Origin of the sequence: Duganella sp. CF458 (assembly GCF_900113115.1) — a bacterium.
Classification (GTDB): Bacteria; Pseudomonadota; Gammaproteobacteria; order Burkholderiales; family Burkholderiaceae_D; genus Rugamonas.
Genome location: NZ_FOOF01000016.1, coordinates 14,753 through 29,081 on the forward strand (window position 1 = coordinate 14,753; position 14,329 = coordinate 29,081).

12 protein-coding genes are annotated in these 14,329 nt (G+C 62.5%); 7 read left to right on the plus strand and 5 right to left on the minus strand.

Annotation, left to right across the window (positions count from 1 at the left end; genetic code table 11):
* Window positions 1-47: 47 nt before the first annotated feature.
* The 5 genes from BM269_RS22540 to fnr all read left to right on the plus strand — a co-directional run bounded on the left by BM269_RS22540 (window position 48) and on the right by fnr (window position 4,551).
* Window positions 48-1,538 (plus strand): sensor histidine kinase, encoded by a 1,491-nt coding sequence (locus tag BM269_RS22540; protein ID WP_229204751.1) that lies wholly within the window; start codon window positions 48-50, stop codon window positions 1,536-1,538.
* Window positions 1,535-1,948, plus strand: a complete 414-nt coding sequence (locus BM269_RS22545; RefSeq protein ID WP_090442484.1) for a response regulator — start codon at window positions 1,535-1,537, stop codon at window positions 1,946-1,948. Before BM269_RS22540 ends, BM269_RS22545 begins: the two co-directional genes overlap by 4 nt.
* The gene (locus tag BM269_RS22550) at window positions 1,945-3,048 is read left to right on the plus strand and encodes an ATP-binding response regulator (protein ID WP_090442487.1); all 1,104 of its coding nucleotides are present in this window, start codon (window positions 1,945-1,947) and stop codon (window positions 3,046-3,048) included. The genes BM269_RS22545 and BM269_RS22550 overlap by 4 nt, the downstream gene beginning before the upstream one ends.
* Window positions 3,041-3,676, plus strand: coding sequence for a response regulator (locus BM269_RS22555; protein WP_090442490.1), 636 nt, complete (start codon window positions 3,041-3,043; stop codon window positions 3,674-3,676). The genes BM269_RS22550 and BM269_RS22555 overlap by 8 nt, the downstream gene beginning before the upstream one ends.
* A gap of 101 nt (window positions 3,677-3,777) precedes the next feature.
* Entirely contained in the window at window positions 3,778-4,551 is a 774-nt protein-coding gene (gene fnr, locus BM269_RS22560; protein ID WP_090442493.1) for a fumarate/nitrate reduction transcriptional regulator Fnr, read from the plus strand.
* Window positions 4,552-4,611: 60 nt separating this feature from the next.
* Here the strand turns inward: fnr and BM269_RS22565 are convergent, their stop codons facing one another.
* The 4 genes from BM269_RS22565 to BM269_RS22580 are packed head-to-tail and all read right to left on the minus strand — an operon-like array spanning window position 4,612 to window position 8,177.
* Window positions 4,612-4,983 carry a carboxymuconolactone decarboxylase family protein gene (locus BM269_RS22565; RefSeq protein WP_090442495.1) on the minus strand — a complete coding sequence of 124 codons (372 nt, stop codon included), beginning with the start codon at window positions 4,981-4,983 and terminating at the stop codon, window positions 4,612-4,614.
* On the minus strand, window positions 4,937-5,386 hold the full coding sequence (locus BM269_RS22570) for a MerR family transcriptional regulator (protein ID WP_090442498.1): 450 nt from the start codon (window positions 5,384-5,386) through the stop codon (window positions 4,937-4,939). Before BM269_RS22570 ends, BM269_RS22565 begins: the two co-directional genes overlap by 47 nt.
* Window positions 5,387-5,440: 54 nt before the next feature.
* Window positions 5,441-5,905 carry a cyanophycin metabolism-associated DUF1854 family protein gene (locus tag BM269_RS22575; RefSeq protein ID WP_090442500.1) on the minus strand — a complete coding sequence of 155 codons (465 nt, stop codon included), beginning with the start codon at window positions 5,903-5,905 and terminating at the stop codon, window positions 5,441-5,443.
* Window positions 5,898-8,177, minus strand: a complete 2,280-nt coding sequence (locus BM269_RS22580) for a cyanophycin metabolism-associated ABC transporter (RefSeq protein WP_090442503.1) — start codon at window positions 8,175-8,177, stop codon at window positions 5,898-5,900. The genes BM269_RS22575 and BM269_RS22580 overlap by 8 nt, the downstream gene beginning before the upstream one ends.
* 105 nt (window positions 8,178-8,282) lie before the next feature.
* On the opposite strand from BM269_RS22580, the gene cphA (BM269_RS22585) reads away from it, so the two are divergent.
* Window positions 8,283-10,460, plus strand: coding sequence for a cyanophycin synthetase (gene cphA / locus BM269_RS22585; RefSeq protein ID WP_090442505.1), 2,178 nt, complete (start codon window positions 8,283-8,285; stop codon window positions 10,458-10,460).
* A gap of 12 nt (window positions 10,461-10,472) precedes the next feature.
* Window positions 10,473-13,043: a cyanophycin synthetase gene (gene cphA, locus BM269_RS22590; RefSeq protein WP_090442508.1), complete on the plus strand. Its 2,571-nt coding sequence runs from the start codon at window positions 10,473-10,475 to the stop codon at window positions 13,041-13,043.
* Between the two features lie 147 nt (window positions 13,044-13,190).
* Here the strand turns inward: cphA (BM269_RS22590) and BM269_RS22595 are convergent, their stop codons facing one another.
* On the minus strand, window positions 13,191-14,282 hold the full coding sequence (locus BM269_RS22595; protein WP_090442511.1) for a LacI family DNA-binding transcriptional regulator: 1,092 nt from the start codon (window positions 14,280-14,282) through the stop codon (window positions 13,191-13,193).
* Window positions 14,283-14,329: the final 47 nt, after the last annotated feature.

Sequence of the window (14,329 nt, forward strand, 5' to 3'; positions counted from 1 at the left end):
AGTACAATCATAGGATGACAGGATTTGACCACCGACAGGACCAGGCTTTGACACATTCAACGATTGCGGAACGCAGCCTGCAATGGCTGTTGGCATCAGCCACTGACGCGATGCTGATCATCGACAAGGATGGACAACTGTTACTGGTCAACCCCGCGCTGGAAAAGCTGTTTGGCTATGAACCCGGCGAGCTGCCGGGGAAATCGCTGGAAACGCTGATCCCCGAGCGCTTCCGCCACGGCCACGTGGGCCTGCGCGGCAGCTATTTCGAGCGCCCGCACCCGCGCGCCATGGGCGCAGGTTTCGAACTGTTCGCCACGCGCAAGGACGGTACCGAATTCCCGGTCGAAGTGAGCCTGTCACCGCTGCAGGACAATGACACGCAGCCGATGGTGATGGCGACCATCCACGACATCAGCGCCCGCAAGAAAGCCGAACACGGACTGCAGGAAAGCGAAGCCCGCATGCGCGCCATCTTTGATACGGTGGTGGACGCAATCATCACGATCGACGAACACGGCATCATCGAGCGCGTGAACCCGGCCGCCGAGCGCATGTTCGGTTACCCGGAGGCGGAAGTGCAGGGGCGCAACGTCAAGATCCTGATGCCTGCGCCGCACCGCGAAGCGCATGATGGGTACCTGCACAACTACATGACGACCGGCGAAAAGCGCATCATCGGCAAAGGCCGTGAAGTGCAGGGCTTGCGCCGCGATGGCAGCATCTTCCCGATGGACCTGGCGGTGACCGAAATGTGGCTCGGCGGGCGCCGCATGTTCACTGGTCTGGTGCGCGACATCACGGAGCGCAAGCACGCCGAGGAAAAGGCGCAGCAACTGCTGCAGGAGCTGACCAGCGCCAACGAAGAATTGACCAACTTCGCCTACGTTGTTTCGCACGACCTGAAGGCACCCCTGCGCGGCATCGGCTCGCTGGCCGATTGGCTGGCGCACGATTATGCCGACAAGTTCAACGATGAAGGCAAGGAGCATATGCGGCTGCTGATCAACCGCGTGCACCGCATGGGGGCACTGATCGACGGCATCCTGCAGTATTCGCGCGTTGGCCGCATCAAGGAAGCCGTGGTGCCGGTGCAGCTCGACCAATTGGTAGCCGAAGTGATCGATTTGCTCGCCGTACCGGCACATATCAAGGTCACCGTCATGCCGGGCATGCCAACTGTGACGGGCGAACCGACCCGCATCCAGCAGTTGTTCCATAACCTGGTGTCGAACGCGGTCAAGTACATGGACAAGCCCCAGGGCGAGATTGAAGTGGGCTGGGCCGACGAGGGTGGCCAGTGGCGCTTCCATGTGCGCGACAACGGTCCTGGCATCGCGGAGCGGCACTTTGAACGAATTTTCCAGTTGTTCCAGACCCTGGCGCCGCGCGACCGCGTTGAGAGCACAGGTGTCGGCCTGGCGCTGGTGAAAAAGATTGTGGAAATGTACCAGGGCAGGGTGTGGTTGGAGTCCGAGCTGGGCCAGGGCACCACCTTCTATTTCACCTTGCCGAAGAAAAGAAAGAGTAACGCATGAATAATACGAGCAAGCCGATTCTGCTGGTTGAAGACGACCAGGTTGACGTGATGACCATCCTGCGCGCGCTGAAGGAAGTCCATGTCGGCAACCGTGTGGTGGCGATGGAGAACGGCGAGGCCGCGCTGGAATACCTGCGCGAACCGGGCAGCGAGCAGCCTTGCATCATCCTGCTGGACTTGAATATGCCTATCATGAACGGCATCGAGTTCCTGCAGAACGTCAAGCAGGACCCCCTGCTGCGCCGGATCCCGGTCATCGTCCTGACCACATCCGAGGAGCAGCAGGACAAGATGCGCAGCTTCGACCTGGGTGTGGCCGGTTATATGACCAAGCCGGTCGACTATCGCCAGTTCGTGGAAGTGGTGCGCTCGATTAACCTGTACTGGACCATCAGCGAGCTGCCATGAACACGGTAAGGGTCCTTATCGTCGAAGACGATATCGTCGACCGTATTGCGTGCCGCCGCGCCTTTGCGCAAGCGCCTGGTTTCAGCTGCGAACTGCTGGAGGCGGAAAGCGGGCAGGAAGGCCTGGATATCGCCTTGCGCGAAAAGCCCGACTGCATCCTGCTCGACTATCACTTGCCCGACCTGACCGGCCTTGAATTCCTGGCTCGGCTTGCGGCCGACCGCGGCGAACCCCAACCCAACATCCCGGTGATGATGCTGACCGGCGCCGACAGCGCCACCGTGGCGGCGGAAGCGATGCGCCGGGGCGCGCGCGACTACCTGGTGAAGGACAGCGATGGCCGCTACCTCGATTTCCTGGCCGGTGCTATCGACCGCCTGCTGCGCGAGCAGCGCCTGATCGACGAAAAGCTGCAGGCGGAACGCGTACTGCGCCAGTCCCAGAAAGAGCTGCGCGAACTGGCCGCCTATCAGGAAAAGCTGAAAGAACATGAGCGCACCCGCATTGCGCAGGAAATCCATGACGAGCTGGGCGGCCTGCTGACTGGCATCAAGGCCTATATTTCCGTCGCCATCGAACGTGCCGGCGAACAGTCCGACCCGCTGCTGAAGGATGCTGCCAAGCTGGCGCAGGATGCGATTGAAACGGTGCGCCGCGTGATCACCGATTTGCGCCCAAGTGTACTGGACCAATTGGGCATCTGGCCCGCGCTGGAATGGTATGCCGAGCAGGTGGGGCAGCGCAGCGGACTGCAATGCAGCTGCAACATCACTCCCGAGGCACAGGCGCTGGAGCTGGACGCGGAACGCAGCACCATGCTGTTCCGCGTGGCGCAGGAGGCGCTGACCAATGTGGTGCGCCATGCGGAAGCGAGCGAAGCGCGCGTCATCGTGGATACCGACGGCGAGAACGTGGTGCTGCGCGTGGAAGACAATGGCAAGGGGATCGAGAGCGCCGGCCTGTCCGACCGCGAATCCTGGGGCCTCTTCGGCATGCACGAACGTACGCGCCGCTTTGCCGGCGAACTGATTATCAGCGGTAAGGCCGGGCAGGGCACCACCTTGCAACTGCGCCTGCCTTTGGAGGACAAGAATGGGTGACAAGATCACCGTGTTGCTGGTCGACGACCATGCGATCGCACGCAATGGCGTGCGCCTGATGCTGGGTACCGCGCCCGATATCAGCGTGGAGGGTGAAGCCGGCAACGCCGTGGAGGCGATGCAGCGCGTGGGCGAACGCAGTTTCGACGTGGCGCTGGTGGACATCAAAATGCCGGGCAAAAATGGCCTGGACCTGCTCAAAACGCTGCGCAGTGAATGCCCGCGCATGGCTGTACTGGTGCTGAGCACCTATTCGGAAGAGATTTATGCGGTGCGGGCGCTCAAGTCGGGCGCCTCCGGCTATCTGACCAAGGATGCCCCGACCTCGACCCTGATCGAGGCGGTGCGCAAAGCTGCCTCCGGCGGCAAGCATGTCAGCCCGGCACTGCTTGAAAAACTGGCAACCTTGGTTGGCGGCGGCCCTAGTGGCGACCACGAGGAGCTCTCCAACCGTGAACTGGAAGTTTTCAAGCTGATCGCCCAGGGCGAGTCACTGGTGCGAATAGGGGAAAAGCTACATCTCAGCCCTAATACCGTGACAACCTATCGCAGCCGCATCCTCGAGAAAATGGGCATGTCCAGCAATGCTGAACTGACCCGCTACGCCCTCGAGCACGGGCTGATCTGACCTTCTGTAGGGGAACCACTACAGCAACTACACAGAAAGCTTGATACCGGGAAATGAAGCCGGGCGCGATACTGCTTACATCGAAAACAAGGAGCAGCATCATGAGCCCGGTCATCCAAATCACCCCTGCAAACGCCACCAAATCCTGCGCACCCGTCGCAGCGAAATGCTCGCTGTGCAGCTTCAACCGCCTGTGCCTGCCGCAGGGCCTGGCCGACGAAGATGTTGCCCGCCTTGACCAGATCATTTCGCGCCGCCGCCGCGTGAACCGCGACGAACCGCTGTACAAGACCGGCGACAGCTTCCATAGCCTGTATGCGGTGCGCTTCGGCCACTTCAAGACCGTGCAGGTGAACCAGCGCGGCGAGCAGACCATCGGCGGCTTCCACATGGCCGGGGACCTGCTGGGCATGGAAGCGATCGGCAACGGCCAGCATTCCTGCAATGCGGTGGCGCTGGAAGACAGCGAAGTCTGTGAGATTCCGTTCAATCGCCTGCAAGAGCTGGTGATGCAGATCCCTGGCCTGTTGCAACAGTTCCACCGCACCATGAGCCGCGAAATCCAGCGCGAACAGTCAGTGATGCTGTTCCTGAGCCATATGCGCGCCGAGCAGCGCCTGGCCATGTTCCTGCTGAACCTCGCCGGCCGTTACGCCCAGCGCGGCTATTCTTCAACCAGCTTCCAGCTGCGCATGTCGCGTGAAGATATCGGCGGCTACCTGGGCCTGACCGTGGAAAGCGTCAGCCGCCAGCTGGCGCGCCTGCGCCAGGATGGTTCGATCGTGCTGCAAAACCGCGACCTGCGCATTACCGACCGCGCCAAGCTGGAAAACATGTCGTCCGGCGGGATGGCGCAAGAACTGGCAGTTGCCTGACCCGCGAACCGGTTTTATCACCTGTAGGGGGTGTATGGGGCAGCTCTTGCTGCCCCTTTTTTATTGCGCGAAGACCTCTTTGGCGGCCATCAGTCCGTTGAGGGCTGCGGGAAAGCCGGCGTAGACCGCCATTTGCATGATGGTCTCGACGATTTCCTCCTGGGTGACGCCGACGTTGAGGGCGGCGTGGATGTGAACCTTGAGCTGAGGCGTCGCATTGCCCATGGCGGTCAGCGCGGCCACCACGGCGATTTCGCGCGACTTCAGGTCGAGGCCGGGGCGCGAGTAGATGTCGCCAAATGGGAATTCGATCAGGTAGCGCGCAAAGTCGGGCGCTATGTCTTCCAGGCTCTGGATCACCCGGTCGCCAGCCCGGCCGTCGACTTCACGCAGTTTTGCGAGCCCGCGCTCGTAGCGGTTTTCTGTGTTCATTGGCATATCCTCCATCGGTGGTTGGATTCGACGCCAGGGACTGCTCCAGGGAGCGGTAATGCTCGATCTTTGCCTGCAAGGATGCGGCCGATTGCCGCATTGCCTCGATTTCGGCGAGGACGTCTTGCATATGCTGTTCCAACATCTGGCGCCGCTCCGGCACCGTCGAGTCCCCAGCGCCGCGAAGTTTTGCGAACGATTGCATTTTGCCGATTGGCATATGGGTCGTTCGCAAACGCAGCAGGAATTCGATCCACGCAAGGTCCGATGCCGCGTAACGCCGCTGGCCGCCCGCTGCACGATTGAGCGGGGCAATCAGCCCGATGCGCTCGTAATAGCGGAGGGTGTGGGCCGTGAGGCCGGTGCGTTTCGCGACTTCGTCGATGCTCAGGTGCGATTCCATGGGGTGATCGTAGAACTTCGAGCGCGCTCTAAGTCAAGCACTTAAATGAAGCATTTAAAGGAAACGGTCCAGGATTTTCTTACTGTGCTTATCCAGCGAGAACTGGTCTCGGATCAGGAAATGGATGCCGTGGCTGTCCGACACCAGCAGCGATACGCTGCCAATGCGGCGGATATCTTCTTCGCCGCGCAGCACGAAGCTGGTTTCACCGCGGTCGGTATCGACAGTCCACGTGGACGGGCAGGCATAGCTGCCCACTTCTACAATCCGTTTAATCTCCGGCATGAACTCGCGGCCGGCCAGTTCTTCGCGCACGATGTCGGCCAGTTCCGGCGACAAGTCGGAAATGTGGTCGAGCCAGGCCACTTCCTTGCCATCGGTGTTCACCAGCGACAGGCCTTCTTCCGGCGCCTGGATGGGAAATGCACGCACCGGCGACACGCCTTCATGCAACACGCCGTTGGCGTCGATCAGGTTCAGCTTACCGAAGCTGTCCCGGCTCAAAGTAAAATTAATCATCTTCACGGCTCTTTGCCTTGTCATCCATGTCGGTATCGACGTTACGTGCCTGCGCCTGGTAGAGGCGGTAGTAGGCGCCTTCCTTGGCCATCAGCTCTTCATGCGGGCCTTCCTCGACCACCTTGCCGCGGTCCATCACCACCAGGCGATTCGCGCGCTGCAGCGTCGACAGGCGGTGGGCGATCGCGATCGTCGTGCGGCCGGCAACCAGGTTGTCCAGCGCCTTCTGGATTTCTTTCTCGGTTTCCGAGTCGACCGATGCCGTCGCTTCGTCCAGGATCAGGATGCGCGGGTCGATCAGCAGGGCGCGCGCAATCGAAATACGCTGGCGCTCGCCGCCCGACAGGCCCTGGCCGCGTTCACCGACCATCGAATCGTAGCCTTGCGGCAGGCGCAGGATGAAGTCGTGGGCGTGCGCGGCGCGCGCAGCCTTCATGATCTCTTCGCGGGTCGCTTCCGGCTTGCCGTAGGCGATGTTCTCGGCAATGGTGCCGAAGAACAGGAACGGCTCCTGCAGCACCAGGCCGATATTGCGGCGGTAGTCCGACACCGCGTAGTTGCGGATGTCCACGCCATCCAGCAGGATCGCGCCTTCCGCCACATCGTAGAAGCGGCAGATCAGGTTGACCAGGGTCGATTTGCCGGAACCGGAATGGCCCACCAAACCAATCATTTCGCCGGCCTTGATCTCCAGGTTGACGCCGCGGTTGACGGCGCGGTTGCCGTAGCGGAAGCCGACTTCACGCAGGGTGATGTCGCCGCGGACCTTCTCGACCTTCACGGGCTGCACCGGCTCGGGCACGCTCGATACGTGGTCCAGGATGTCGAAGATGCGCTTGGCTGCGGAGGCGGATTTCTGCGTCACCGACACGATGCGGCTCATCGAATCGAGCTTGCCGTAGAAGCGGTTGGCGTACAGGACGAACGAGCTCAGTACACCGACGGTGATGTTGTGCTTGGAGATCATCCAGATGCCGAATACGTAGATCACCAGGATGCCCAGTTCGGTCAGGAAGGAGACGGTCGGCGAGAACAGCGACCATACCTTGTTCAGCTTGTCGTTGACAGCCAGGTTGTGCCTGTTGGCGGTGCGGAAGCGGGTGGCTTCGCGGGTTTCCTGCGCAAAGGCTTTCACCACGCGGATGCCGGGAATCGTATCGGCCAGCACGTTGGTCACTTCGCCCCATACGCGGTCGATCTTCTCGAAGCCGGTGCGCAGCTTGTCGCGCACCAGGTGGATCATCCAGGCGATGAACGGCAGCGGCAGCAGCGTCGCAATGGCTAGCCATGGATCGATCGTAAACAGGATCAGGCCGGTCATGATGATCATCAGGACGTCGGAGGCAAAATCCAGCAGGTGCAGGGACAGGAAGACGCAGATGCGGTCCGACTCGGAGCCGATACGCGACATCAGGTCGCCGGTACGCTTGCCGCCGAAGTACTCGAGCGACATGCGCAGCAGGTGTTCATACGTGGTGGTGCGCAGGTCGGCGCCGATGCGCTCGGAGACCAGCGCCAGCACATACGTCTTGGCCCAGCCAAAGATCCAGGCCAGTACGGCGGCGCCGGTCAGTGCGGCCATGTACTGCACCACCAGCATGTGTTCCACCGGCTTGCCGTTCTGGTAAGGGATCAGCACATTATCCGTCAGCGGCATGATGATGTACGGCGGGATCAGGTGCGCCCCGGTGGACAGCAGCATCATCCCGAAGCCCAATGCCAGCTGCCATTGGTATGGCCGTGCAAAGCGCCACAGGCGGAATAGGGTCCAGGTGGAGGGGGGCGTGTGGACCACCTTGGTGCACACCGGGCATTCCTCCTGGTCTGCTTCCAGCGGCGCCTTGCAGGTAGGGCAGGAATTTTGTTCAATATGCTGCAGCGGCTTGCCGTGCACGTGCGCTTCCAGCAAGCGCGGGAAGGTTTCGGACAGGCGCAACGCCAGCAGGTTCTGGCCCAGGGTGAAGCGCCACGCGCACAGGCGCTGCGTGTCGTCGACCAGCTCCAGGTGGCCCACGCCGGCGTGGTCGTGCAGTTTTAGCGACATGCCAGGACGATAAGTCCAATCCCGCCATACCGTTTCACCGGGCGCGCGTGCCATAATGCGGCGCTCCGTAAGGAGCACCAGGCCTTTGTTGAAGTGAAGCTTGGAGTCCAGGTCAACCTCCAGCGCGCTGAGTACGTTTTCTTCCGGTGCGAGCGCTGGCAACTCTGTGCGCCACCTGTCGGGAAGTTCTGTCAGGCTGAGCTCAGAGGAAAGTTGGTTTGTTATCATTGTGGATCAGACTCCGGCACTCTTTGCCAAGTGGCAAGAATTGCGAAACAGTGGGAAAATAGAAGGACGGGCGGAGTATACCGCAAGAGGTACAAGAGCTAAAACATGACAAAAAAGAAAGACATTGAGTTTCTCCGTGTAACACACCTGCGCGGACCGAACATCTGGACCTATCGCCCGGTGATCGAGGCCTGGCTGGATATCGGCGAGCTTGAAAACTACCCCTCGAACAAACTCCCCGGTTTTTATGAGCGCTTGATCGCCTTCCTGCCAGGCCTGGTCGAGCATCGCTGCGGCGTCGGTGAGCGCGGCGGCTTCCTGGAGCGGCTGCGCGACGGCACGTACGCCGGCCATATCCTGGAACACGTGGTGCTGGAATTGCAGAACCTGGCCGGCATGCGCACCGGTTTTGGCAAGACGCGCCAGACCGCTGAAGGCAGCGGCATTTACAAAATGGCATTCCGCACCCGTCAGGAACAGGTTGGCCGCGCCGCACTGGTCGCCGGCAAGGACCTGCTGATGGCTGCCATCGACGACAAGCCATACGACCTGGCCGCCACCGTTGAAAAACTGACCTCGATGGTCGAATCGCTGTGCTTGGGGCCATCGACCGGCTCCATCGTGGATGCGGCGACCGACCGCAAGATCCCGCATATCCGCCTGACCGACGGCAACCTGGTGCAACTGGGCCACGGCTCGCGCCAGCGCCGCATCTGGACCGCGGAAACCGACAACACCTCCGCCATCGCCGAAGGCATTGCCTCCGACAAGGACATGACCAAGGACTTGCTGAAGTCCGTTGGCGTGCCGGTACCGGAAGGCACCCTGGTCAAAAGCGCCGACGAAGCGTGGGAAGAAGCGCAGGACATCGGCCTGCCGGTGGCAGTCAAGCCATACGACGGTAACCATGGGCGCGGCGTGTCGCTGAACCTGATGACCGAAGCCGACGTGCGCGCAGCCTACGATATCGCCGTGGCGCGCGGCGGCAGCAAGAGCGTGATTGTCGAGAAATTCATCGTCGGTAATGAACACCGACTCTTGGTGGTCGGCCGCCGCATGGTTGCCGCCTCCATGGGCGAATCGCTGTGGGTGACCGGCGACGGCAAATCCTCGGTGCAGGAACTGGTGGATAGCCAGATCAACACCGATCCGCGCCGCGGCACGACCGAAGAATTCCCGCTGAATATCGTCGAGCCGAAGAAGTCGGAGGAAGTGCTGCTGGACTTGAAACGCCAGGGCCTGACACCGGATTCCGTGGTGGAAGCAGGCCGCAAGGTCCTGATCCAGGTCAACGGCAACGTGGCCAACGACGTGACCGACCTGGTGCACCCTGCCGTTGCCGAAATGGCAGCGCTGGCGGCACGCACCATCGGCCTGGACATCGCCGGCATCGACCTGGTTGCCGCCGACATTTCCAAACCGCTGGAAGAGCAGGGCGGCGCGATCATCGAAGTGAACGCGAGCCCCGGCTTGCTGGCCCACCTGAAACCGGCCGCCGGCGGTGTCGCGCGTCCGGTTGGCCATGCGATCGCGGATCAACTGTTCGCTGAAGAAGACGATGGCCGCATCCCGATCGTGGGCGTGGCCGGCAGCCGCCAGAACGCATTGATCGCACGCCTGATCGGCTGGTTGCTGCAAATGAGCGGCCGCTACGTCGGTACCGCGACCGAACAGGGCGTGTACCTGAACGGCCGCAACGTGGCGCGCGGTCCGCTGAGCGAATGGGAATCGGGCGAGCGCCTGCTGCTGAACAAGAACGTGGAAGCGGCGGTGTTTGCCAACGCCGGCCGCATGATCCTGAGCGAAGGCTTCTCCTACGATAAGTGCATGGTGGGCGTGGTGACCGACGCCGCCGGCCATGAAGAGCTGGGCGAGTTCTACATCAACACGCCGGAGCAGATGTACGGCGTGCTGCGCACCCAGGTTGACGTGGTGCTGCCGGAAGGCGCAGCGGTGCTGAACGCCTCCGACGCGCAAGTGGTCGAGATGGCCGAACTGTGCGACGGCGACGTGATCTTCTACGGCACCGACGAACACGTACCCGCCATTGACTCGCACCGCCAGGACGGCGGCCGGGCCGTGTTCCTGCGCGATGGCGGTTTCGTCATGGCTGCCGGCCGCGACGAACTGGCAGTGCTGCCGCCGTCGTGCCTGCCGGCCAGCGGGGAAGACCGCAAGGAAGCCGTATTGGCCGCGATTGGCGCCGGCTGGGCCATGGGCCTGTCGCCGGACCTGATCGGTGCCGCGCTGCGCACCTTCGAGTGGAATACCAAGAAAAACTAAGGATTACCAGGAATGGAAGTTATTCGCCTCCGCGCACTGCGCGGCCCTAATCTGTGGAGCCACCATACGGCTGTCGAGGCCATCGTGTCCTGCGCGCCGGAAGAACGCTCCGTCGACAAGATCCCTGGTTTCGAAGTGCGCCTGCGCACCCGCTTCCCACGCCTGGCGCAGTTGCAGCCGGACGGCCACGCCGACACCATTCCGATGGCGCACGTGCTGGAACTGGCTGCCCTCGGCCTGCAAGCCGAAGCCGGCTGCCCGGTCACCTTCAGCCGCACCACCCAGACGGTGGAAGACGGCATCTACCAGACCGTGGTCGAATATACCGAGGAAGCCGTTGGCCGCCTGGCCATGGAATGGGCTGAAAAGCTGATCAAGGCCTCGGTTGACGATACGCCGTTCGACCTGGCCGCTGCGCTGCACGAACTGCGCGAGCTGGACGAAGATGTGCGCCTGGGCCCATCGACCGGCTCCATCGTGTACGCCGCCGTGGCGCGCAAAATCCCGTTCCGCCGCATGACTGAAGGCTCGATGGTGAGCTTTGGCTGGGGCTCCAAGCAGCGCCGCATCCAGGCTGCCGAAATGGACACCACCAGCGCGATTGCCGAAACCATTGCGCAGGACAAGGAACTGACCAAGAAGCTGCTGGACGCCGCCGGCGTGCCGGTGCCTACCGGCCGCACCGCCGAGAATGCGGAAGACGCATGGAAGGCTGCGCTGGAAATCGGCCTGCCGGTCGTGGTCAAGCCGAAGGACGGCAACCAGGGCAAGGGCGTAACGGTCAACATCACCACCCGCGAGCAGACCATCGCCGCCTACAACGCCGCCAGGGAGTTCCGCGACGACATCATGGTCGAACGCTTCCTGGCCGGCCACGACTTCCGCCTGCTGGTGATCGGCAACAAGCTGGTCGCTGCTGCACGCCGTGATCCTCCACACGTGGTGGGCGATGGCGTGCACTCCGTGCGCGAACTGGTCGACATCGTCAATTCCGACCCGCGCCGCGGCACCGGCCACGGCACTGCACTGACCAAGATCCGTTTCGACGATATCGCCCTGGCGCGCCTGGCGCTGCAAGGCCTGGCGGCCGATTCCGTGCCGCCGATCGGCCAGCGCGTGGTGCTGCGCAATAACGCCAACCTGTCGACCGGTGGTTCCGCCACCGACGTAACGGACGACGTGCACCCTGAAGTAGCGGCGCGCGCGGTCGAAGCGGCGCAGATGATCGGCCTGGATATCTGCGGCGTGGACGTGGTGTGCGATTCCGTGCTGCGTCCTATCGAAGAACAGAATGGCGGCGTGGTGGAAGTGAATGCCGCGCCCGGCCTGCGCATGCACCTGTCGCCGTCCTACGGCAAGGGCCGCCCGATCGGCGAAGCGATCGTCAGCTCGATGTTCCCCGAAGGCGACGATGGCCGCATCCCTGTGATCGCGGTGACCGGCACCAACGGCAAGACCACCACCGTGCGCCTGGCCGCGCACCTGATCGCGTCTTCCGGCCTGCGCGTGGGCATGACCAATACCGACGGCGTGTACGTCAACGGCCGCCAGATCGATTCCGGCGACTGCTCGGGCCCGCGCTCGGCGCGCAACGTGCTGCAGCACCCTGACGTCGATGCGGCGGTGTTCGAGACTGCCCGTGGCGGCATCCTGCGCGAAGGCCTGGCCTACGACCGCTGCAAAGTGGCGGTGGTGACCAATATCGGCGCCGGCGACCACCTGGGACTGAACTACATCACCACCGTGGAAGACCTGGCCGTGCTGAAGCGCGTGATCGTGATGAACGTCGACGAGCATGGCTATGCCGTGCTGAATGCGACCGATCCGATCGTGGCTGCCATGGCGGCCAAGTGCAAGGGCAAGGTGATCTTCTTTGGCGCCGACCGCTACCATCCAGTGGTGGCGACGCACCTGGCGCAGGGCAAGCGCACCGTGTACATCGAGAACGGCCAGCTGGTGGCGGTGGAAGGCAAGAACGAGCAGCGCATTCCGCTGGCGGACGTGCCGATCACGTTCAACGGCACCATCGGCTTCCAGGTGGAAAACACCATGGCAGCCGTGGCGGCGGCATGGGCGGCAGGCATCGACTGGGATGCGATCCGTCGCGGCCTGCTGACCTTTACCACCGACAGCCACAATGCGCCGGGCCGTTTCAACATCTTCAAGTATCGCGGTGCCACCGTGATTGCGGACTATGGCCATAATCCGGATGCGATGCTGGCACTGGTACAGGCGGTCGATGCGATGCCTGCCAAGCGCCGTTCGGTGGTGATTTCGGGCGCCGGCGACCGCCGTGACCAGGATATCCGCGAACAGACCGAGATCCTCGGCAAGGCGTTTGATGATGTGATCCTGTACCAGGATGCTTGCCAGCGCGGCCGATCCGACGGTGAAGTGGTTGGCTTGCTGCGCCAGGGCCTGGAAGGCGCTACTCGCACCAGCCGTATCGACACCATTACCGGTGAGTTCATTGCGATTGATACGGCGATGGACCGCTTGCAGGATGGGGATCTGTGCCTGATCCTGGTGGATCAGGTGGAGGAGTCGCTGCGGCATATTGCTGAGCGGATTGCGGCGGGCTGAAACCGGTAAGGCGGGGTCCGACCCACAGGGTCAGACCCCTTCGGAGCGCCCGATGTTGGTGTTGGTTCCAGGCGGTTGATCTTCTTCGAAAGTCACCGGCGCACGACCCGGCCCGCGGCCGCAGCTCGGACCCTGGTTTACCGGTTCTCAGGCAACCAACACAGCCTTCGGTGCCACCAGCCGCGCCGTTTCGCCCTCCACGAACTGCGCCGCAAACACCCGCTTCTCAGCCGCAACTTCCCCGTCAGCCTCGATCAGGCCGCAAATCAGGTCAGCAGTAGCCACGGCCATCTTGTGCAATGGCTGCTTCAGCGTGGTCAACTCATAGCTCAGCCAGTGCGAGCCTTCCACCGCATCGCAGCCCACGACCGACATCTGCGACGGCACGTCGATATGCAAATGCTGGCGCGCCGCATCGACGCAGCCCATGGCCATCGCGTCATTGCCGCAAATAACCGTATCCGGCACCGCGCCAATGCGCGCAATCAGCTCATGCAGGCCCGCCACGCCGCTGGAATAGTCAAAGCTACCGTGGAATACCGGCGCATTCGGCAGGCCCAGTTCGGCGATCCGGTCCAGCGCCCCGCGCAAGCGTTCGCGCGCGACGGAGTTCTGGGCGGGGCCGCCGATCAGGGCAAACTGGCGGTGCCCGGCAGCCGCCAGGCGCGTCACCAGCGCACGGCTGGCATCGTACTGGTCGCACAGCACGGTATTGACGTCCAGGTCGCGCAAATGGCGGTTAAACACCACCAGCGGCACTTTGCGCCGCTTGAATTCGTTGACATGTGCCTCGGTCAGCCGGGAGGCTGCCACCACGCCGTCCACCTGGAACTGCCAGATTTCGGTCAGGATGTTCTCGATCTCGCCTTCATGCTGCATGGTGAAGAGCAGGGCGCGCTTGCCCCGGCGATTCAGCTGCTGGCTCAATTCCGACAAAGCCGCCGGGTTGTACAGCATGCTGGTATGCGACACCACGATCGCCACGATATTGGTGCGGCGCGTAATCAGGCTGCGCGCGGCGGCGTTCGGGATGTACTCCAGCCCCTCGGCCGCCTTCATCACCCGCGCATAAGTTGCCTTCGACACGCTGGCGCCCGGCTTGAAGCAGCGCGAAACCGCCGATTGCGATACGCCCGCCACCAGCGCCACATCGTAGGAGGTGACGCGGCGTCCCTCCAGGAGGATGATGGCCTTTTGTTCGGCAAGGCTGACGGCAGGTTGTGGCGTGGTTTGGCGCATGAATGCGGGTTTGCGGCTTGTGGGCTTGCGAATTTGAAAATAAACTC

What these genes read in the sequence shown, in the direction of transcription:
- BM269_RS22545 (WP_090442484.1), top strand. Translation starts at nt 1,535, where the DNA reads ATGAATAATACGAGCAAGCCGATTCTGCTGGTTGAAGACGACCAGGTT.
- BM269_RS22550 (WP_090442487.1), top strand. Translation starts at nt 1,945, where the DNA reads ATGAACACGGTAAGGGTCCTTATCGTCGAAGACGATATCGTCGACCGT.
- BM269_RS22555 (WP_090442490.1), top strand. Translation starts at nt 3,041, where the DNA reads ATGGGTGACAAGATCACCGTGTTGCTGGTCGACGACCATGCGATCGCA.
- fnr (WP_090442493.1), top strand. Translation starts at nt 3,778, where the DNA reads ATGAGCCCGGTCATCCAAATCACCCCTGCAAACGCCACCAAATCCTGC.
- BM269_RS22565 (WP_090442495.1), bottom strand. Translation starts at nt 4,983, where the DNA reads ATGAACACAGAAAACCGCTACGAGCGCGGGCTCGCAAAACTGCGTGAA.
- BM269_RS22570 (WP_090442498.1), bottom strand. Translation starts at nt 5,386, where the DNA reads ATGGAATCGCACCTGAGCATCGACGAAGTCGCGAAACGCACCGGCCTC.
- BM269_RS22575 (WP_090442500.1), bottom strand. Translation starts at nt 5,905, where the DNA reads ATGATTAATTTTACTTTGAGCCGGGACAGCTTCGGTAAGCTGAACCTG.
- BM269_RS22580 (WP_090442503.1), bottom strand. Translation starts at nt 8,177, where the DNA reads ATGATAACAAACCAACTTTCCTCTGAGCTCAGCCTGACAGAACTTCCC.
- cphA (WP_090442505.1), top strand. Translation starts at nt 8,283, where the DNA reads ATGACAAAAAAGAAAGACATTGAGTTTCTCCGTGTAACACACCTGCGC.
- cphA (WP_090442508.1), top strand. Translation starts at nt 10,473, where the DNA reads ATGGAAGTTATTCGCCTCCGCGCACTGCGCGGCCCTAATCTGTGGAGC.
- BM269_RS22595 (WP_090442511.1), bottom strand. Translation starts at nt 14,282, where the DNA reads ATGCGCCAAACCACGCCACAACCTGCCGTCAGCCTTGCCGAACAAAAG.